Annotated in this window: 16 protein-coding genes and 1 tRNA gene; 7 read left to right on the top strand and 10 right to left on the bottom strand. The window is 69.1% G+C overall.

Translation table 11 applies throughout. The features are described 5' to 3' along the window. Positions 1-198 precede the first annotated feature (198 nt). The 8 genes from WG922_RS04940 to WG922_RS04905 all read right to left on the bottom strand — a co-directional run bounded on the left by WG922_RS04940 (position 199) and on the right by WG922_RS04905 (position 5083). Positions 199-286, bottom strand: a tRNA-Ser gene (locus WG922_RS04940). A 37-nt stretch (positions 287-323) separates the two neighbouring features. Next, on the bottom strand, positions 324-989 hold the full coding sequence (gene ureG / locus WG922_RS04935; RefSeq protein WP_340281180.1) for an urease accessory protein UreG: 666 nt from the start codon (positions 987-989) through the stop codon (positions 324-326). Then, positions 983-1678: an urease accessory protein UreF gene (locus tag WG922_RS04930; RefSeq protein WP_340281073.1), complete on the bottom strand. Its 696-nt coding sequence runs from the start codon at positions 1676-1678 to the stop codon at positions 983-985. Before WG922_RS04930 ends, ureG begins: the two co-directional genes overlap by 7 nt. Next, complete coding sequence (ureE, locus tag WG922_RS04925; protein ID WP_340281071.1) at positions 1659-2450, bottom strand: urease accessory protein UreE; 792 nt, start codon at positions 2448-2450, stop codon at positions 1659-1661. Before ureE ends, WG922_RS04930 begins: the two co-directional genes overlap by 20 nt. A 12-nt stretch (positions 2451-2462) precedes the next feature. Beyond that, on the bottom strand, positions 2463-4181 hold the full coding sequence (ureC, locus tag WG922_RS04920) for an urease subunit alpha (protein ID WP_340281070.1): 1719 nt from the start codon (positions 4179-4181) through the stop codon (positions 2463-2465). Between the two features lies 1 nt (position 4182). Next, a complete protein-coding gene (locus WG922_RS04915) occupies positions 4183-4494 on the bottom strand; it encodes an urease subunit beta (RefSeq protein ID WP_340281069.1) in 312 nt (103 codons plus the stop codon). Positions 4495-4560: 66 nt separating this feature from the next. After that, on the bottom strand, positions 4561-4743 hold the full coding sequence (locus WG922_RS04910; RefSeq protein ID WP_340281068.1) for a hypothetical protein: 183 nt from the start codon (positions 4741-4743) through the stop codon (positions 4561-4563). 37 nt (positions 4744-4780) lie between these two features. After that, positions 4781-5083: an urease subunit gamma gene (locus WG922_RS04905; RefSeq protein ID WP_340281067.1), complete on the bottom strand. Its 303-nt coding sequence runs from the start codon at positions 5081-5083 to the stop codon at positions 4781-4783. Between the two features lie 173 nt (positions 5084-5256). Here WG922_RS04905 and WG922_RS04900 point away from each other — a divergent pair, with 173 nt between their 5' ends. After that, positions 5257-8832 (top strand): hybrid sensor histidine kinase/response regulator, encoded by a 3576-nt coding sequence (locus WG922_RS04900; protein ID WP_445322790.1) that lies wholly within the window; start codon positions 5257-5259, stop codon positions 8830-8832. Further along, positions 8829-9809 (top strand): response regulator, encoded by a 981-nt coding sequence (locus WG922_RS04895; RefSeq protein WP_340281066.1) that lies wholly within the window; start codon positions 8829-8831, stop codon positions 9807-9809. The genes WG922_RS04900 and WG922_RS04895 overlap by 4 nt, the downstream gene beginning before the upstream one ends. 51 nt (positions 9810-9860) lie before the next feature. On the opposite strand, the gene WG922_RS04890 is transcribed toward WG922_RS04895, so the two are convergent. Beyond that, entirely contained in the window at positions 9861-10589 is a 729-nt protein-coding gene (locus WG922_RS04890; protein WP_340281065.1) for a hypothetical protein, read from the bottom strand. Positions 10590-11007: 418 nt separating this feature from the next. Here WG922_RS04890 and WG922_RS04885 point away from each other — a divergent pair, with 418 nt between their 5' ends. The 3 genes from WG922_RS04885 (at position 11008) to WG922_RS04875 (ending at position 13494) form a co-directional block, all read left to right on the top strand. Next, complete coding sequence (locus tag WG922_RS04885; RefSeq protein ID WP_340281064.1) at positions 11008-11661, top strand: hypothetical protein; 654 nt, start codon at positions 11008-11010, stop codon at positions 11659-11661. A 279-nt stretch (positions 11662-11940) separates the two neighbouring features. After that, positions 11941-12561 carry a hypothetical protein gene (locus tag WG922_RS04880; RefSeq protein ID WP_340281063.1) on the top strand — a complete coding sequence of 207 codons (621 nt, stop codon included), beginning with the start codon at positions 11941-11943 and terminating at the stop codon, positions 12559-12561. A 423-nt stretch (positions 12562-12984) separates the two neighbouring features. After that, complete coding sequence (locus WG922_RS04875) at positions 12985-13494, top strand: hypothetical protein (RefSeq protein WP_340281062.1); 510 nt, start codon at positions 12985-12987, stop codon at positions 13492-13494. Positions 13495-13905: 411 nt separating this feature from the next. On the opposite strand, the gene WG922_RS04870 is transcribed toward WG922_RS04875, so the two are convergent. After that, positions 13906-15069, bottom strand: coding sequence for a glycosyltransferase (locus WG922_RS04870; protein ID WP_340281060.1), 1164 nt, complete (start codon positions 15067-15069; stop codon positions 13906-13908). Positions 15070-15410: 341 nt separating this feature from the next. Here WG922_RS04870 and urtA point away from each other — a divergent pair, with 341 nt between their 5' ends. Together urtA and urtB are read left to right on the top strand one after the other, a co-directional pair. Continuing rightward, the gene (gene urtA, locus WG922_RS04865) at positions 15411-16691 is read left to right on the top strand and encodes an urea ABC transporter substrate-binding protein (RefSeq protein WP_340281059.1); all 1281 of its coding nucleotides are present in this window, start codon (positions 15411-15413) and stop codon (positions 16689-16691) included. 113 nt (positions 16692-16804) lie between these two features. Next, positions 16805-18376, top strand: a complete 1572-nt coding sequence (gene urtB, locus WG922_RS04860; protein WP_340281057.1) for an urea ABC transporter permease subunit UrtB — start codon at positions 16805-16807, stop codon at positions 18374-18376. Positions 18377-18425 lie beyond the last annotated feature (49 nt).

Raw genomic sequence — 18425 nt, 5'->3', positions numbered from 1 at the left:
CAGGCGAGAACGGGGCAAGGTTCAGTTCGCAGGAGTCGGCGCGCAAGCGTCGATGGCCGCAGGAAACCGCCAGGCCGCGAGCTTGAGCAGTCGGTTCCACCTCGCACTGTCCCACTGCAAGAGCGGGGGATCGTGTGTGGGACTGCTCGAGCCCGACCGTGGAAATCGCTTTGCGGACAATGACTTGGCGGAGGTTGGTGGCGGAGGCGGTGAGATTCGAACTCACGAACGGTTGCCCGTTGCCGGTTTTCAAGACCGGTGCAATCGACCACTCTGCCACGCCTCCGGAGCCGGCATTCTAGGCCAGGGCCAGGGCGTGCGGCTCAGGACGGCTGTGCCGTGCCGGCGAGCAGCATGCCCTTGCGTTCGATGAATTCGACGACCTGCGCGAGTCCCGCCTGGGTCTTGAGGTTGGTCATGACGTAGGGCTTGCCCTGCCGCATGCGGCGGGTGTCGGCTTCCATTACGGCCAGGTCGGCGCCGACGTGCGGCGCGAGGTCGGTCTTGTTGATGACGAAGAGGTCGCTCTTGGTGATGCCGGGGCCGCCCTTGCGCGGGATCTTCTCGCCGGCCGCCACGTCGATCACATAGATGGTGAGGTCGCTCAGCTCGGGGCTGAAGGTCGCGGCCAGGTTGTCGCCGCCAGACTCGACGAACACGACGTCGGCGTCGGGGAACTCGGCCAGCATGCGGTCGATGGCTTCGAGGTTGATGGAGGCGTCTTCGCGGATGGCCGTGTGGGGGCAGCCGCCGGTTTCGACGCCCATGATGCGTTCGGCCGGCAGCGCGCCGCTCACGGTGAGCAGGCGCTGGTCTTCCTTGGTGTAGATGTCGTTGGTGATGGCCACCAAGTCCCAGCGCGCGCGCATGGCCTTGCACAGCATCTCGAGCAGGGTGGTCTTGCCCGAGCCGACGGGACCGCCGATGCCTACGCGAAGCGGCGGCAGGGTGCGGGTGCGATGGGGGACATGGTGCAGGTGGGTCATGATCGGAAAAGCCTTGAGTACTGGTGTTCGTGCCGGGCCGAGAGGATGGCCAGCATGGGGGAAAAGGCCTGGCGCTCGCCGTCGCCGAGCGCCATGGCCCGGTCGGTGGCGGCGGGGGCTTCGGCTGCGAGCCGCGCCAGGATGCGCTGGCCCGCGCTCTGGCCCAGGGGCACCGATTTGATGGCGGCCTGGGTCATGTTCTCGGCCCAGGCGAAGGCGAAGGCCAGCACGACGTGCCGCGTGCTGGCCGCTCCGGCGGAGGCCGCCAGCGCGAAGGCGACGGGGTAGGTGAGGGGGCCGAGCGCCACCGCGCGCGTGGCCGCGGCGGGCTGCACGGTCTTGAGCCACTCCACCAGCGAGCGCCCCATCTGCTCGGCCTGCAGGCGCATCTCGGCGCTCTCGCGGGTGCGCAGCACCCAGGCATCGAGCTCGCCGATGCGCAGCGTATCGTCGCCGCGCCACGCCGCCACGGCCTGCGCGACGACGGCCAGGTCGCTGCGCGCGAGCGTCAGGTGCAGCTGGTCGGCCAGCCACGCGCAGGCCGTGCCTTCGTCGCGCACCAGCCCGGCATCGACGGCGGCTTCCAGCCCCTCGGAGTAGGAAAAGCCGCCGACCGGCAGCGCGGGCGATGCGAGCCAGATCAGCTGCAGAAGGGCGGCATCGGCCGCCGTTTCAGGGGCGGTGCGGTGCATGCCCCGGCCGCGCGTGCGGATGGAGGTGGTCCTGTGGCTGGACCTCTTCGTGCGGTGAATCGCCGGGATGCGGCCGGTCCTCGCCGGGGTGCTCGCTCGGGTCGGCGTCGGGATGTTCCGGCGGCCGGACCGGGCCCGGCCCGTGCGTCGCGGCCTGTGCGCCTTGGTGCACGCGGCCATGTTGCAGAGCATGTACGTGTCCATGCCCGTCCTCGTGGCCGCTCCCGTGTTCGGTCCCGTGACCGTGCGAGCCGTGCCGGTGCCCGTGCGCACTGTGCTCGCCATGCTCATGTCCATGCCCGTGCCCGTGCGCGCCGTGCCCGCCATACGCCCCGCCTTCCGGTTCGAACGGCTCCAGCGCTTCGCGCACCTGCAGGTGCATGGCGCGCAGCATGTCTGCGAGCACGTGGTCGGGTTCGATCTTCAGGAGGTGGGGCCGCAGTTCGATGGCCACGTGGCGGTTGCCCAGGTGGTAGGCCGCGCGGGTGAGATCGAAGGCGCTGCCGTGCTCGGCGCAGGGCGTGATCACCAGCACCGGCTGCGGCGCGGCGAGCACGCGCACCAGCGAGCCGTCCTGTGCGACCAGCACATCGCCGCCGCGCACCGCGGTGCCGCGCGGCAGGAACACGCCGAGCGCGCGCCCCTGCGAGTCGGTGCAGTCGAAGCGGCTCTTCTGGCGCAGGTCCCAGTCGAGTTCGATGGCCGGGGCGCGGCGCACCAGCGCGGGCGCCAGGCCCTGGCCTCCCGGGAGGCGCTTGTTTACCAGCAGCATCGCGCGCTTCCTTCAGAACAGGAAGTAGCGCTGCGCCATCGGCAGGACGCTCGCCGGCTCGCAGGTCAGCAGCTGCCCGTCGGCGCGCACGGCATAGGTCTGCGGATCGATCTCCATTTGCGGCAGATAGGCGTTGTGCACCATGTGCTGCTTGCGCACGCGCCGGATGTCGCGCGCCGCGGACACCGTCTTGGCCAGGCCGTACTGTGCCGGCACGCCGGCATCGAGCGCGGTCTGCGACACGAAGGTGATCGAGCCGCGGGCAAGCGCGCCGCCGAAGCTGCCGAACATCGGGCGGAAATGCACCGGCTGCGGCGTGGGGATGGAGGCGTTGGGGTCGCCCATGGCGGCCATGGCGATGAAGCCGCCCTTGAGGATGGTGGTCGGCTTGATGCCGAAGAACGCGGGCTTCCAGATCACCAGGTCGGCCCACTTGCCCGCCTCCACGCTGCCCACCTCGTGGCTGATGCCGTGCGCGATGGCCGGGTTGATCGTGTACTTGGCCACGTAGCGCCGGGCGCGCGCGTTGTCGTGGCGCTCGCTGTCCCCGGGCAGGGCGCCGCGCTGCAGCTTCATCTTGTGCGCCGTCTGCCAGCAGCGCAGGATGACTTCGCCCACCCGGCCCATGGCCTGCGAATCGGAGCTGAACATGCTGATCGCACCCAGGTCGTGCAGCACGTCCTCGGCCGCGATGGTCTCCTTGCGGATGCGGCTCTCGGCGAAGGCCAAGTCTTCGGCGATGGCGGGGTCGAGGTGGTGGCACACCATGAGCATGTCGACGTGCTCGTCGAGCGTGTTCACCGTGTAGGGCATGGTGGGGTTGGTGGACGAGGGCAGGAAGTTCGCCTCGCCCACCACGCGCAGGATGTCCGGCGCGTGGCCGCCGCCGGCGCCTTCGGTGTGGAAGGCGCAGATGCCCCGGCCGCGCGTGGCGGCAATCGTGTCCTCGACGAAGCCCGACTCGTTGAGCGTGTCGGAGTGGATGGCCACCTGGATGTCCATCTCGTCGGCGACGTCCAGGCAGTTGCCGATGGCGCTGGGCGTGGTGCCCCAGTCCTCGTGCAGCTTCAACCCGATGGCGCCCGCCGCCACCTGCTCGCGCAGTGCCTGCGGCTGGCTCGCGTTGCCCTTGCCCATGAAGCCCAGGTTCATCGGGAAGGCGTCCGCCGCCTGCAGCATGCGCTGCAGGTTCCAGGGGCCCGGCGTGCAGGTGGTTGCGAAGGTTCCGGTGGCCGGCCCGGTGCCGCCGCCGAACATGGTGGTGATGCCCGAGGCCAGCGCCTCCTCGATCTGCTGCGGGCAGATGAAGTGGATGTGGCTGTCGATGCCGCCGGCGGTGACGATGTGCCCCTCGCACGCGATGATCTCGGTGCCCGGGCCGATGACGATGTCCACCCCCGGCTGCGTGTCGGGGTTGCCGGCCTTGCCCAGTGCGGCGATGCGTCCGTCCTTCAGGCCGATGTCGCACTTGACGATGCCCCAGTGGTCCAGCACCAGCGCGTTGGTCAGCACCGTGTCCATCGCGCCTTCGGCGCGGCTGCGCTGGCTCTGCGCCATGCCGTCCCGGATGGTCTTGCCGCCGCCGAACTTGACCTCTTCGCCCCAGCCGCCGGCGCGCAGCGTGTAGTCGTCCTCGACCTCGACGACGAGCGCCGTGTCGGCCAGCCGCACACGGTCGCCGGTGGTGGGGCCGAACATCTCGCCGTAGGCGCGGCGTGTGATGGTGGCCATCTCAGAGCCTTCCCTGCACGAGGCCGCGAAAGCCGTGCACGACGCGGGCGCCGGCGAAATCCACCAGTTCCACCGTTCGCTGCTGGCCGGGCTCGAAGCGCACCGCCATGCCCGAGGCGATGTTCAGGCGCATGCCGCGCGCTGCCTCGCGGTCGAAATCGAGCGCGGCGTTGGTCTCGGCAAAGTGGTAGTGCGAGCCGACCTGGATCGGCCGCTGTGAGGTGTTGCACACCACCACCGTCGCGGTGCGGCGGCCAGGGTTGAGCGTGAGCTCGCCAGGCTGCGCCAGGAGTTCGCCGGGATGGAGGGGCATGGGGGCCTGTGGTTTCGTCGGGGTGGGCGGGGTGGGCGGGCGTGCGAAAGGAGCGCGTTATTCGCGTTATTTCTTTCCGCCACGCCCCCACCAGATCGCCAGCGCCGCGAGGCCGCCGACCAGCAGCAGGCCGAAGGCGTCGGTGGCGTGCCAGTGCGCGCCCAGCAGGCCGTGGCCCTCGTGCGCGAAGGCTCCGGTGGCGATCAGCGCCAGCGGCGAGGTGGCGAGGCTGCGGATTGCATGCTTCATGAAAATGCTTTCTGAACAGGGAAGGTGGTGGTGCGGATCAGGTGATGGGCTGGTGGACCGTGACGAGCTTGGTGCCGTCTGGGAAGGTAGCCTCGACCTGGATGTCCGGGATCATTTCGGGAACGCCTTCCATGACGTCCTCGGGCCGCAGGATGCCGCGGCACTGGCTCATGAGCTGCGCGACCGTCTTGCCGTCGCGCGCGCCTTCCAGCACGGCGGCGGAGATCAGCGCGACGGCTTCGGGGTGATTCAGCTTCAGCCCACGTGCCATGCGGCGCTCGGCGAGCAGCGCCGCGGTGAACAGCAGCAGCTTGTCCTTTTCGCGAGGGGTGAGGTCCATGGCAGTCCATAGAGCAAGCCGCGTGCCCACTCAGTTTGATCCGCATGCAATGCCAGTGCTCACCTGGGAGGAGCCGTCCGGCGGTTCTGCCGCGGCGCCCGCGGCGGCGCCCGCGGCGGCGCCCGCGGCGGCGCACGGTGCGCCAGTGGCGCGGAACTTGCACCCTGCCGCTCGTGAACGCGACCATCCCGATCCACCCCCGGCGCTGCGGCGATGCGCCGCGACATGGTGCCGCCGGCGACGCGCCCCAGCGCGTCGTGAAGGTCCGCCGCGACTACAACCGCTGGGTGGCGCGCGAGACGCTGGAGGACTATGCGCTGCGCTACACCCCGCAGGGCTTTCGCCGCTGGTCCATCTTCCGGGTCGCCAACACGGCCTTCGGCGCGGCCTCCTTCCTGATCCTCGAAGCGGTGGGCGCGACGCTGCTGGTGCAGCACGGCTTCCTGAATGCGTTCTGGGCGATCCTGGCGACGGGCCTCATCATCTTCCTGGCGGGCCTGCCGATCAGCGTCTATGCGGCACGCCACGGTGTGGACATGGACCTGCTCACACGCGGTGCCGGCTTCGGCTACATCGGCTCGACGCTCACCTCGCTGATCTACGCCAGCTTCACCTTCATCTTCTTCGCGCTAGAGGCCGCCGTGATGGCCTATGCGCTCGAACTCGCCCTGGACATTCCGCCCGTCTGGGGCTATCTGATCTGCGCATTGGTGGTGATTCCCCTGGTCACGCACGGCATCTCGGCGATCAGCCGGCTGCAGACCTGGACCCAACCGCTGTGGCTGGTGATGCTGGTGGTGCCCTTTGTCTTCGTCTGGCTGCGCGATCCTGGTGCGTTCGACGGCATCTGGCACTACGGTGGTGAAAAGGGACGCCCGGCTGGCTTCGATTTGCACCACTTCGGTGCCGCCCTCACCGTAGGTATCGCGCTCATCACCCAGATGGGCGAACAGGCCGACTACCTGCGCTTCATGCCGGCGCGCACCGCTGGCAACCGTGGGCGTTGGTGGGCGGGCGTGCTGGCCGGCGGCCCCGGCTGGGTGCTGCTGGGCGTGCTCAAGATGCTGGGCGGCGCCATGCTGGCCTACCTGGCGCTCTCGCACATGGTGCCCGCGGATCGGGCGGTCGATCCCAACCAGATGTACCTGGCCGCCTACGAATACGTGTTCCCGCACTACGGCTGGGCCGTCGCGGCCACGGCGCTGTTCGTGATCGTGTCGCAGCTCAAGATCAACGTGACCAACGCCTACGCGGGCTCGCTCGCGTGGTCGAACTTCTTCTCGCGCGTGACCCACAGCCATCCCGGGCGCGTCGTCTGGGTCGTCTTCAACACGCTCATTGCCTTCATGCTCATGGAGATGAACGTGTTCGACGCGCTCGGCGAAGTGCTGGGGCTGTACGCCAACATCGCCATCGCGTGGTTCATGGCGGTGGTCGCCGATCTGGTGATCAACAAGCCGCTGGGCCTGTCCCCGCCGGGTATCGAGTTCAAGCGCGCGCACCTGTGGGACGTGAACCCCGTGGGGGTGGGCGCCATGGGCCTGGCTTCGGCCTGCTCGGTCGCGGCCTGGCTGGGCGTGTTCGGCCCGGGTGCGCAGGCTTTCTCGGCGCTCATCGCGCTGGTGGTGGCTTTCGTCAGCGCGCCGCTGATCGCGTGGGCCACCAGGGGGCGCTACTACCTCGCCCGCACCGCGGCTGTCGATGCGGAACCGACGCGCACGGCGCGCTGCGTGGTGTGCGAGCGCGACTACGAAACGCCCGACATGGCGCACTGCCCCGCCTACCAGGGCAGCATCTGCTCGCTGTGCTGCACGCTGGACGCGCGCTGCGGCGACGCGTGCAAGCCGCAGGCGAGCCTGGCCGCGCAGTGGCGCGCCACGCTGCGCTGGCTGCTGCCGCGGCGAGCCTGGCCCTTCCTCGACGCCGGGCTGGGGCACTTCGTGCTGCTGATGCTGGTCATCGCGCCGCTGCTGGCCGCGGTGTTCGCGCTCCTGTGGCGCCAGGAACTGGCGGCGCTCGATGCGGGCGGCGAGGCGGCCGAGGCGCTGGCCACGGTCTTGGGCGCCGGCTTCCTCAAGGCCTACCTCGCGCTGCTGGTGGTGGCGGGCATCCTGGCCTGGTGGCTGGTGCTGGCCCATCGCACCCGCCAGGTCGCACAGGAGGAAAGCAATCGCCAGACGCACCTGCTGATGCGCGAGATCGATTCGCATCGCCAGACCGACGAGGCACTGCAGGAGGCGCGCCGCACGGCGGAAGCGGCGCAGCGCGCGGCCGAACAGGCCAACCAGGCCAAGAGCCGCTACCTGAGCGCCATCAGCCACGAACTGCGCACGCCCCTCAACAGCATCCTCGGCTATGCACAGCTCATGGCCGAAGACACGCAGGTGCCGCCGCACAGGCAGCAGGCGGTGCAGGTCATTCGCCGCGGCGGCGAGCACCTGCTCTCGCTGATCGACGGCACGCTCGACATCGCCCGCATCGAGGCCGGCAAGCTGCGGCTGGAGGCGGCACCGATGCGCTTCGCCGACTGCGTCCACGAGGTCGCCGATCTGTTCGAGTTGCAGGCCGCGGCCAAGGGCCTCGCGTTTCGGTTCGAGGCGCAGGGCGCACTGCCCGAGGTGGTGCGCGCCGACGAAAAGCGGCTGCGGCAGATCCTGATCAACCTGCTGGGCAACGCCATCAAGTTCACCGCGCAGGGGCAGGTGCGCTTTCGCATCCGGCACCGTCGCCAGATGGCGTCGATCGAGGTGGAGGACACCGGCCCCGGCATGTCTGCGCAGGAGATCGAGCGGGTCTTCGAGCCGTTCGCGCGGGGTGAGAGCGTCGTGCCGTCCGCGCCCGGCGCGGGGCTGGGCCTGACCATCGCCAAGATGCTCACCGACCTGATGGGTGGTGAGCTCGGCGTCTCCAGCACGCCCGGGCAGGGCGCCACCTTTCGCGTCCGCCTGTTCCTGCCGCAGGTCGAAGCCGCGCAGATGCCGCCCCGCGCTAGACCCCGTGCGATGCCGCGCGGCTACGCCGGAAACCGCCGTCGGGTGCTGGTGGTGGACAACGAGCAGGCCGACCGCGAGCTGCTCGTGCGGCTGCTGCAGCCGCTGGGCTTCGAGCTGCGCACGGCCGCTAGCGGCCAGGATGCGCTGGACATGCTCGCTGCCGGCCCGGAGCCCGACGTGGTGCTGATGGACCTTGCGATGCCCGGCATCGACGGATGGGAGACCCTGCGGCGGCTGCGCGAACGGCCGCTCGCGCGCACGCCGAAGGTCGCCATCGTCTCGGCCAACGCGTTCGAGCGCGGCGCCGAGAACGCGCTCGGTATCACGGCGCGCGACTTCATCCTCAAGCCGGTTCGGCATGGCGAACTGCTCGACTGGTTGCAGCATGCGCTGGACCTGCGCTGGACGCCGCCGGCGGCCGAAGGCGCCGAGGCACCCCTTGCCGCCGACCCTGCGCCTGCCAGCGCGTCCTCGTCTTGCAGCGCCGCACCACCCGATTCCGCTGCTCAGGGCACCCAGTACCGCGACGCTGTCCTCGCGCCACAGGCCGGCGTGCCCGACGCGCACGCCTTGGCCAGCCTGCGACCGCTCGTGCAACTGGGCTACTGCCGGGGCGTGCTGAACCGGCTGGACGAGATCGAGGCGGCGCAGCCGGGCAGCGCCGACTTCTGCGAGCAGCTGCGCACGCTCGCCCGCCGATTCGATTTCGATGCCTTGGCACGCCGGCTCGATGCCGCGCAGGAGGCGCACCGATGAACGCACTCGACCAGGTGATGGACCGCTCTCATACCGACGTGGTCCTGATCGTCGATGACGTGCCGGACAACCTGGCCCTGCTGCACGATGCACTCGAAGAGTCGGGCTACACGGTGCTGGTGGCGACCGGCGGCGAAGCGGCCCTGGAGCGCGCCGCGCAGGCGGTTCCCGATGTGGTCCTGCTCGATGCCGTGATGCCGGGGATGGATGGCTTCGAGGTGGCGCGCCGGCTCAAGGGCTCGCCCGCCACCGCGCATATCCCCATCATCTTCATGACCGGCCTGACCGAAACCGAACATCTCGTGGCCGCGTTGCAGGCGGGCGGCGTGGACTACGTCACCAAGCCGATCAGGCCCAGGGAAGTGCTTGCCCGCATGGACGTGCACATGCAGGGCGCCCGGCTTGCGCGCCAGACGCGCAACGCGCTCGATGCCTTTGGCTACGCCAGCATCACCCTGCGCGCCAGCGACGGGCGCCTGATGTGGCAGACCCCTCTGGCGCGCACGCTGCTGCACGCGTACTACGCAGAAGACCTGGGCCGCCGGCCGGCGCACGCTCCGGGCGAGGTCGTGCAATGGCTGCAGCGGCACCTCGCCGACGCGGCCCGCTCCATCGAGCCGCCGCGCCTGACGGCGGAAAGAGGCGCGCGCCGCCTGACGTTCCGCCTGCACCGCCAGACCGGCGACGATGAAGCTGGCGGTGAATGGCTGGTCGTCATGCGCGAGGAATCTGACGCTGCCGCCATCGAGGCCATGCGCCTGTCCTTCGGGCTCACCGCGCGCGAAGCCGAAATCCTGTACTGGGTGGTCAAGGGCAAGATCAACCGCGACATCGCCGACATCGTGGGCGCGAGCCCCGCCACCGTGAAGAAGCACCTGGAGCGCGTGTTTGCCAAGCTGGGCGTGGAGACCCGCACGGCCGCCGCCGCGATGGCGATGCGCCGGGTCCGATCGCTGCATCCGCAGTTCGGGGGCTGAGGGGCGGGGCACCGCGCACCGGCACGCCGCACGCCGCACTCAGTCGTCGCCTTATCGGCTGTACAGCGTCATGACCATTTCTGCAGCGTGCTGCAGCTGCGTGTGGCTGGGGTTTTCCATGGCGGCGACGAAAGCGTTGTAGCGCTGGATGATGTCGGCGCGGACGGACGGGAGTAGCTCGACCATTTCCGCGTGGTTCTTGCCCAGGTGCTGCTCGGCGACGGTATCGACTTCGTCCATCGCGTAGGTGATCACACCGTATGCGCATAGAGGAAGGTCGGCCGCCGCAATGGGTTCCTCGCGCTTCGCCTTGGACGCATAACGGTCCGCTACCTTGTGGGCCCTCTCATGCAGGTCGCGCAGGGCCTTGCCTGCGCCTGCGGTGGCTTCTTCGATGAAGCTGGCATCGACGCCAGGCAGGTCCTCCGCATTCTCCGGATCGCGTCGCAGAAGAACGATTAGGGGTGCCGCTGACTTCTTGTCCAGGATGGCCGATTCGAGCAGTTTCGGATCGACCTCCTGCAGGAGGGTCCTGCGAAGGTTGCACAGGTACGAACGTGCCGGCGATGCCTGTTCGGTTGCACGTGCCCGCACGTTCTTGGCGACAGGCTGGGTCAACGCTTTCGCGCTCGCAGCCAGTTTCTTGCGCATCTCCGAGCTGGGTGAGTCGAACCCGATCACTGCCTCCACACTCGGCCCGTCGTGACGTGACTTCTTGTCGTGCAGGGTCAGCTGCGGGAAGGCGGGTGTGGGGTGATGGCTGAAAGCGTGAACCGACATGGGCAGGTGCTCCCGACGGGGGTTGTTAGGCATGTCGCTGCGTGAAGCGGCGACCCGCTTGCCCGCCGCCGCCCTGGGGCGGCTCCCTGTCCGGGCCTGAAGGCCTCGTGCCGGCAGTGCGACTGTCTGTACCGGCCACACAGGCCCGGTTCCAGAAGAAAGGCGGGCCCGCTACCGAGCCACCCTACGAAGTGCGCCACTGCTGCGTCAGCGTCGCGACAAGCGTGATCCGGAACGGCATCTAGCCTCCCGATCGCGGCGAGCCGCCGCGCCGTGCGCCGGGTCGTGCCGCATCTACCTGGAAACGATGCACTCCGAAGCCAACCCTCCTGCGCTGCGCCCCGCGCTGCCCATCTACTTCGAACAAGTCGCGGCCTTGCCGCGCCCGTCCGCCCCCGTCGCATCCCGATGGCAGCGCTTGATCGCCCTGTGCTGCTTCCGGTGCGTGGCAGGTGCAGACGAAGGCGGCACCGGTGCGCGCTCCGCGCCGGCCGCAGCCGTCATCGAGGAGCGGGCGCGCTGGCTCTCCGGGCTGCGCAGCGAGCTGGAGGCGCGCTATGGGGCCTCGGGTGGTGCGGACCCTCGTCTTCAGCTCCTGGCCCTGGAGCGCGAGAACATCGCCCGGCTCGGCCAGCAAGCGTTGGAGGAACGCACGCGCTTTGTACAGGGCTGGGCGCAGGAGCAGGACACGAAGCAGTTGCGCGCGGTTGAACACTGGCGTGCCAACGGCGATCTGTCGATCGACGAAGAGGATCTTCCAGACGTTGCGCTCAAGCTGCTCAATGAACGCCTCGACGCGGCGAGCTCGCTGGCCGCCAATGCGAGCGATGGCATCGAGCGCCTTGCAGGCCATCGGGTCCTGCGGGCCGCCCGTCGACAAGAGCTTGTCGATACGCTGATGATGCGCCTGCAACCGCCGCCCGACAGCAAGGCGGCTTGGTATCGCGCTCCCGCACTCCTGGACGTGCTGGACGTGGTGGGGGCAGTCCTGGAGAACGCAGGGGTGGACATGCCAGGCCCGGCCGTGCAGATCCACGCGATCGGTACGGACGACAACAAGGGGGGGCGGTGAGTCGCTTGCCCTGATCGACGGGCGGGGGCGCATCGCTGCGCCGTCCGATGCATGGTGCATGACGGCACGGCTCTGCGCGGCACGGCTCCTGCGGCGCGGTGCCGCGCTATCCACGCGCGGCGCGCCGTCAGCTTGCGACACGTCCTCTTCTCGCGACTCCCGTACCGTTGCGCTTGCATCGAACCGCAGCGGCGCCGCTTGATGCGCTGCGCTCCGGTGCACCTGTCTCGCTTCACTCTCCTCGGTCTTTGTAACTCTCTTCCTCTCAAGGTGACCGACATGCATGCAATCCATTCTTCCCAATACCGCAGGTTCGCCGGGCTGGAGCCGGGTAGCCGCCCGCGCGCGGAGCCGACCGGCCCAGCGCCCGTGGTCGGTAAACGCAGCTGGGCGACCCGCGTCCGTTGCTTCCTCGCAGGCGTGCGGCGGCCAGAGCGGGTCGCCGCGGAACCGCAGGCAGTCTCCATTCGTTCGAGGAGCGTTCGTCCGGTGATGGCGTGGGGTGAAGCGCCGCCACACCCTGCGTCTGCACCGAACGCCGAGTCTCTTCACAGCCGGGGCGCACGCCTGCTGCCCGTCGCCTCCCTGGAGAGCCTGTCCGCCAGCGCCTTCGCGGCGCGCTATTGCGAACTCTCGGTGGACCGTTCGGGAACGTTCGTCCTCGCGGGCCGGGCAAACACGGACCGCGCGGCGCTGCACGTGCGCACGCGCCTGGAGGAAGCCTTCAGGTCCAGCCTGCGTGAGCTCGGAATCGCGGACGGCGAGTGGGAAGGGCACTGGAAAGCGGCGCTCGGCGCGCACTCCGGCGCTGGCACACGAGGCCGTCCGGTCCTGCTCGAACACCTCCGCCTGCTGATGGTGCAGGTGGAAGCCTTGGGCCAGGCCGCGCCTGGCCGCTGACTGTCTTGCTCTCTGGCTTCGAGCCCGCATGCCGGACGCGGCCGCGGCGGGCCGGCAGGGGAGCCCCAGCCCCGGGCGATGAGCCGGGCCCGCGCGCCCGGCCTCACCACGTTCCCGCCCGTCGGCGCACACCGTCAGCTGCGGTCAGGCGCAGCGCAGCTCTGCGCGTTCCTCACGTGGGCAGATCGACGCGTTGGCGTCGCGCAGGGCACTACGCCACCTGCGCCTCACGCTTCGACGCTGTACACGCCCCAGGGAGAAATCATGATCGCATCGAGCCACCTCGCCCCAGCGCCCGGACTGTCGGGCGCCCCATCGCTTCGCAGGAGTTCCGTCGCCGAGCTTCTGTCACCCTCGCGAACGGACGCGTTGCGCCATCCACCGGCGACGAGCAAGCCATCACGGTCGGCCCGCTGTCTCGCCGTGCTGTGCTGCTGGTGTTCCGGTCCGGCGCCCTACGACCTCGCCATCGCGACGGCCCGCGACGAGCGCATCCGGTGGCTCTCGGCACTGCGCCTGTCGATGCTGCGGCAGTACGGCAGTGCGGCATCCACCGAGCGCCTGCGCGATTGCAAGATGGTGTCCGGCGCCGTCGATATCGTGAAGCTGTCGAATGAAGAGCTGGAAGCCGCCCGCCAGGAGGTCGCAGCCGTATGCACACAGCTCGACGACGAGCTCGACGCGGCAGTCAAGGCGCTCGAGCCGGAAAAGGTCATCGGCGGCGACCAAGTCATGCGGATTGCGCACCACCTCATGCGCTTGGCCCTCGATGAGCCGCAAGCGCGCACCATGTCCTGCGACCAACGCGTCATTGCGCGAGACGAGTTCCTGCGACAGGTGCGGTTCGTGAACGAGAAACGCCACCCCATCACCTGCGTTCTGCTGCAGTCATGGGCGGCGAAGTCCATCGGCCACGCCCGCCAGACGGCCTGATCGCCTGCAGCGGATCGACAAGGCCCAGGTCGGCGCGCAGCAGGACGATTCTTTCGCGAAGGAGGCGCTCACAAGGACGGTGTGCGGTTCGACGTCGCGGTATCGACCTACGCCAGGCTCGACGAGCTGGCGGACCACGAAGTGGACAGAGGACGGTTCCGCACCAGGATCTCGCTGCGCTAGGTTGACGACGCGTTCCCGCAGCGCCGGCCGGCCGGCCCGATGCAGCAGCCAGGGACAGGCTGCTGCACTGCGAAAGCAGCGCGCGTGGGCGGCGATCGTGCACGTAGTTGCGCGGTGTCGCCGGGTGCTCAAAGCCGCCGGACGCGACCTGACCGGCGCGCACCGGAGCACGGGCTGGCGGCGCTGCCCGGCGCTACCCCGGCGTGACGGAAGCGCCGTCCCGCACCCTCAGACCGCGAGCGCGCGCTGTCCCTGCACCGCGACGGACGGCTGCTCGATCTCCGCCTCGTCGGGCATCCGCCGCGCCTCGACCTCTTCGATCAGCGACGCCATGGCGTGGACCGTCTTGTCCCAGGAGGTGCGCGCCACCACCTCCGACAGCACGCGGACGTGTGCGGCGCGCTGCGGCTCGTCGCGGGCGAGGATCTCCTCGCACGCTGCGACGAACGCTTCGGGCGTATCGGCGATCGCCACGCAGTGGCCGTAGGGTTCGACCACGTCGCGGATCGACGTGCTGACCGAGGGCCGGCCGCAGGCCATGTACTCGAGGATCTTGGTGGGGCTGATGTAGCGCGTAGCCTCGTTCAGCGCGAACGGCAGCATGCACACGTCCCAGCCCGAGATGAACTCCGGCAGGTCGTCGTAGCTTTGCTGGCCCAGCCAGTGGAGGTTGGGCCGCTTGGGCGTGCTGGCGGGGTCGATCTTCACGATGGGCCCCACCATCACCAGCTGCCAATCCGGCCGCGCGTCCGCCACGGCGGCGACGAGGTCGAGATTCACGCGCTCGTCGATGACGCCGGCCCAGCCGATGCGCGGGCCCGGCAGGCCTGCCTGGAGCGGATGGTCGTTCGCCGCCTGCGAGAAGTGCAGGGCGTCCACGCTGCTGGCGAAGCAGTGCACGCTGGGGTGCCGGCTGCGCTTCGCGTTGTACAGGCTCGGGCCACCGGTAAACACCAGGTCGGCAGCCTTGAAGAGCGCGTTTTCCCGCTGCAGCAGCTGCCGCGGTGCGTTCTTGAAGGCGCTCAGTTCGTCCATGCAGTCATACACCACGCCGCGCGGGGAAAGGACGGAGGCGACCGGATACGCCATGGGCGTGTAGTACCAGATCCAGTAGTCCGTCACCCTTTCCTCGCGCATCGCCTCGGTCACCAGGCGATGCAGCGCCGGCAGGTGGTCGTCGTGGAACCCGGGTGCCTCGCCGCGCACATGCGGGCGCCACACCTGCACGCCGTGGCACGGCGCGATGCGTTCGAGCCGGTTCTCGTCGGCGCCGGGCAGCGGCTCCTCGATGAAGACCACCCGCCATCGCTGGGCCAGCCGGGACAGCAGGTGCTGGGGCCGCTGGTAGACGAAGTTCCAGCGCAAGTGTGAGAAGACGACGAGCGTTTCCATGTCCATCCTTTTGTCCATCGAGTTGCAACCCGCGGGCCGCAGCCCGCGCCTCCCTTCAGAGTGCAGTCGCCCTCGCTCGCCGCTAGAGGCAGCAAGCGTGAATCCAAGGGAAAACTCTAATCAAATGCACCAATTCCAGGTGTTTCAGACGCATCGTCCGACGTAGGTCAGGCCGTCCTCCTACAGGGCACGGGGAACCTGCGGCGGCGTCCGTCGGCGAGGGCCGTACGCCATGCGGCGTATTGGCCGCGTGCCGGCCGGTTCCTACGATGGCTCATCGCTGAAATGCAGCCGTCCGCTGCTCCGGCGACTCCCCATTTCTTCCACCCCCAGGAGTGCGCATGCAACGTCGTTCCACCCTCAAGGCGATCACCGCCGCCACTGCGCTCGCCGCGCTGTCCGGCGTGCCCGCCGCCTTCGCCCAATCGGGCAACACCATCAAGGTGGGCATCCTCCACAGCCTGTCCGGCACCATGGCGATCTCCGAGACCGTGCTCAAGGACACGGCGCTCATGGCCATCGAGGAGATCAACGCCAAGGGCGGCGTCCTCGGCAAGAAGCTCGAACCGGTGGTGGTCGATCCGGCCTCCAACTGGCCGCTGTTCGCCGAGAAGACCCGCCAGCTGCTCACACAGGACAAGGTGGCCGTGATGTTCGGCTGCTGGACCAGCGTGTCGCGCAAGTCGGTGCTGCCGGTGGTCGAGGAGCTCAATGGCCTGCTGTTCTATCCCGTGCAGTACGAAGGCGAGGAGCTCTCCAAGAACGTGTTCTACACGGGCGCGGCGCCCAACCAGCAGGCCATCCCTGCGGTCGAATACCTCATGAGCAAGGACGGAGGCGGCGCCAAGCGCTTCGTGCTGCTCGGCACCGACTACGTCTATCCGCGCACCACCAACAAGATCCTGCGCGCCTTCCTCAAGAGCAAGGGCGTGAAGGACGCGGACATCGACGAGAAGTACACCCCCTTCGGCCACAGCGACTACCAGACCATCGTCGCGGACATCAAGAAATTCTCCGCCGGCGGCAAGACGGCCGTGATCTCCACCATCAACGGCGACTCCAACGTGCCGTTCTACAAGGAGCTGGGCAACGCGGGCCTGAAGGCCAAGGACGTGCCGGTGGTCGCCTTCTCCGTGGGTGAAGAGGAGCTGCGCGGCGTCGATACCAAGCCGCTGGTTGGCCACCTGGCCGCCTGGAACTACTTCATGTCCGTGAAGAACCCGACCAACGACGAGTTCACCAGGAAGTGGGCGGCCTATGCCAAGGCCAAGAACATCGCCGGCCACAAGGACAAGCCGCTGACCAACGACCCGATGGAAGCGACCTACATCGGCATCTACATGTGGAAGCAGGCGGTGGAGAAGGCCAAGACCACCGATGTCGACAAGGTGATCGAAGGCATGGCGGGCCAGACCTTCAAGGCTCCCTCGGGCTTCACCGCCAAGATGGACGAGAAGAACCACCACCTGCACAAGCCGGTGTTCATCGGTGAAGTGCGCGCCGACGGCCAGTTCAACGTGGTCTGGAAGACGCCCGGCCCGGTCAAGGCCAAGCCCTGGTCGCCCTTCATCGCAGGCAACGACAAGAAGCCCGACGAGCCGGCAGGCAAATCAAGCCTTTGACCCCCCGCGAAGCGGCCTTGTGGCCGCCTCCCCCCCAAGGGGCGGCACCTGCGGCCCGGCGAAGCCGGCTCCGCGGTGGCCCTGGGGCGCACCTCTTCTTGCGTACCTTCTTCATGCTCCGGAAACTTCTACTGCTGTCGGCGCTCCTGTCGTTCGGCGTGGCGCACGCGCTCACGATCGACGAAGCGCGCGCCATCGCCGTCGGCGAGACCGACGCGCGCATCGAGGCGCTGCACAAGGCCGCGGGCGCGGCCGATGCGCGCACGGCCGACTTCCTGCAGGCGCTGGCCGACGATGCGGTGAAGACCGCCGGCGAGCGCGTGTTCATCGTGCGCGGCGAGCAGGTGTTCGATGCCGTCACCGCAGCCGCAGCCACGCTGCCGGATGGTGCCGAGGACGTCATCAGCAACAACCGCCTGCGCGGCGAGATCGATGCCGCCGTCGCGGCGATCCGCCTGTCCAGCCCCGACGCGACCCTGCGGGCCCGTGCCATCCAGGCTTTGGCCGGTGAGCCCGACGAGGCCCGGCTGCCGCTGATCGAGAAGGCGCTCAAGCAGGAGACCGAAGCCGCCCTGCGCAGCCAGCTCGAACTGCTGCGCGCGGCCATCATGCTCACCAGCGACCAGCCTGCCCGGCGTCTGCAAGCGGCGCGGGCGCTCTCGGAGAGCCGCGACCCATCGACCAAGACCCTGCTGCTGTCGCGACTGGACGTCGAAGACGATCCGGCCATCAAGGCAGCCATCCGCTCGGCGCTGCGCAGCGTCGAGTCGTCGCTGGCCTGGGCCGACCGCGCCGGCCAGGTTTTCTCCGGCATCAGCCTCGGCTCGATCCTGCTGCTGGTGGCCCTCGGCCTGGCGATCACCTACGGCCTCATGGGCGTGATCAACATGGCGCACGGCGAGCTGATGATGATCGGCGCCTATGCCACCTACGTCGTGCAGGGGCTGTTCCAGCGCTTCCTGCCGGGCGCCTTCGACTGGTACCTCGTGGCGGCCGTGCCGGCGGCGTTCGCGGCCTCGGCGCTCATGGGCGCGGTGCTCGAGCGCGGGGTGATCCGCTTCCTCTACGGCCGGCCGCTGGAGACGCTGCTGGCCACCTGGGGCATCAGCCTGATGCTGATGCAGCTGGTGCGCAGCGTGTTCGGCGCCCAGAACGTGGGCGTCGAGAACCCCAGCTGGATGAGCGGCGGCGTGGTCGTGCTCGGCAGCCTGCAGCTGCCCTGGAACCGCATCGTCATCATCGGCTTCGCGGCCTGCGTGCTGGCGGCCATGGCGTGGCTCATCGCCCGCACGCGGCTGGGCCTGTTCGTGCGCGGCGTCACGCAGAACCGGCCCATTGCCTCGTGCATGGGCGTCAACACCGCGCGCATCGACACCTGGGCCTTCGCACTCGGCTCGGGCATCGCGGGGCTCGCGGGCTGCGCACTGAGCCAGGTGGGCAACGTCGGGCCCGATCTCGGCCAGAGCTACATCGTCGATGCCTTCATGGTGGTGGTGCTCGGAGGCGTCGGCCAGCTGGCAGGCACCGTCTATGCGGCCCTCGGCCTGGGCGTGCTGAACAAGTTCCTCGAAGGCTGGGCCGGCGCGGTGCTCGCGAAGATCGCGGTGCTGGTGTTCATCATCGTCTTCATCCAGAAGCGTCCCCAGGGCATCTTCGCCGTGCGCGGTCGCAGCGCCGACGCATGAGCGCCGTTCACATTCCCCCTGCGGTCGCTGGCCGTTCCGCACCTGCCCC

It is taken from the genome of Ramlibacter sp. AN1015 (genome assembly GCF_037726105.1).
Taxonomy (GTDB): Bacteria; Pseudomonadota; Gammaproteobacteria; order Burkholderiales; family Burkholderiaceae_C; genus Ramlibacter.
Note: the sequence above shows the minus strand (reverse complement) of the source record. Positions and strands in the feature narration are given on the sequence as shown.

What these genes read in the sequence shown, in the direction of transcription:
- WG922_RS04910 (WP_340281068.1), bottom strand. Translation starts at nt 4,743, where the DNA reads ATGAAGCATGCAATCCGCAGCCTCGCCACCTCGCCGCTGGCGCTGATC.
- WG922_RS04905 (WP_340281067.1), bottom strand. Translation starts at nt 5,083, where the DNA reads ATGGACCTCACCCCTCGCGAAAAGGACAAGCTGCTGCTGTTCACCGCG.
- WG922_RS04930 (WP_340281073.1), bottom strand. Translation starts at nt 1,678, where the DNA reads ATGCACCGCACCGCCCCTGAAACGGCGGCCGATGCCGCCCTTCTGCAG.
- WG922_RS04895 (WP_340281066.1), top strand. Translation starts at nt 8,829, where the DNA reads ATGAACGCACTCGACCAGGTGATGGACCGCTCTCATACCGACGTGGTC.
- urtB (WP_340281057.1), top strand. Translation starts at nt 16,805, where the DNA reads ATGCTCCGGAAACTTCTACTGCTGTCGGCGCTCCTGTCGTTCGGCGTG.
- urtA (WP_340281059.1), top strand. Translation starts at nt 15,411, where the DNA reads ATGCAACGTCGTTCCACCCTCAAGGCGATCACCGCCGCCACTGCGCTC.
- WG922_RS04870 (WP_340281060.1), bottom strand. Translation starts at nt 15,069, where the DNA reads ATGGAAACGCTCGTCGTCTTCTCACACTTGCGCTGGAACTTCGTCTAC.
- WG922_RS04880 (WP_340281063.1), top strand. Translation starts at nt 11,941, where the DNA reads ATGCATGCAATCCATTCTTCCCAATACCGCAGGTTCGCCGGGCTGGAG.
- WG922_RS04915 (WP_340281069.1), bottom strand. Translation starts at nt 4,494, where the DNA reads ATGCCCCTCCATCCCGGCGAACTCCTGGCGCAGCCTGGCGAGCTCACG.
- WG922_RS04890 (WP_340281065.1), bottom strand. Translation starts at nt 10,589, where the DNA reads ATGTCGGTTCACGCTTTCAGCCATCACCCCACACCCGCCTTCCCGCAG.
- ureC (WP_340281070.1), bottom strand. Translation starts at nt 4,181, where the DNA reads ATGGCCACCATCACACGCCGCGCCTACGGCGAGATGTTCGGCCCCACC.
- ureE (WP_340281071.1), bottom strand. Translation starts at nt 2,450, where the DNA reads ATGCTGCTGGTAAACAAGCGCCTCCCGGGAGGCCAGGGCCTGGCGCCC.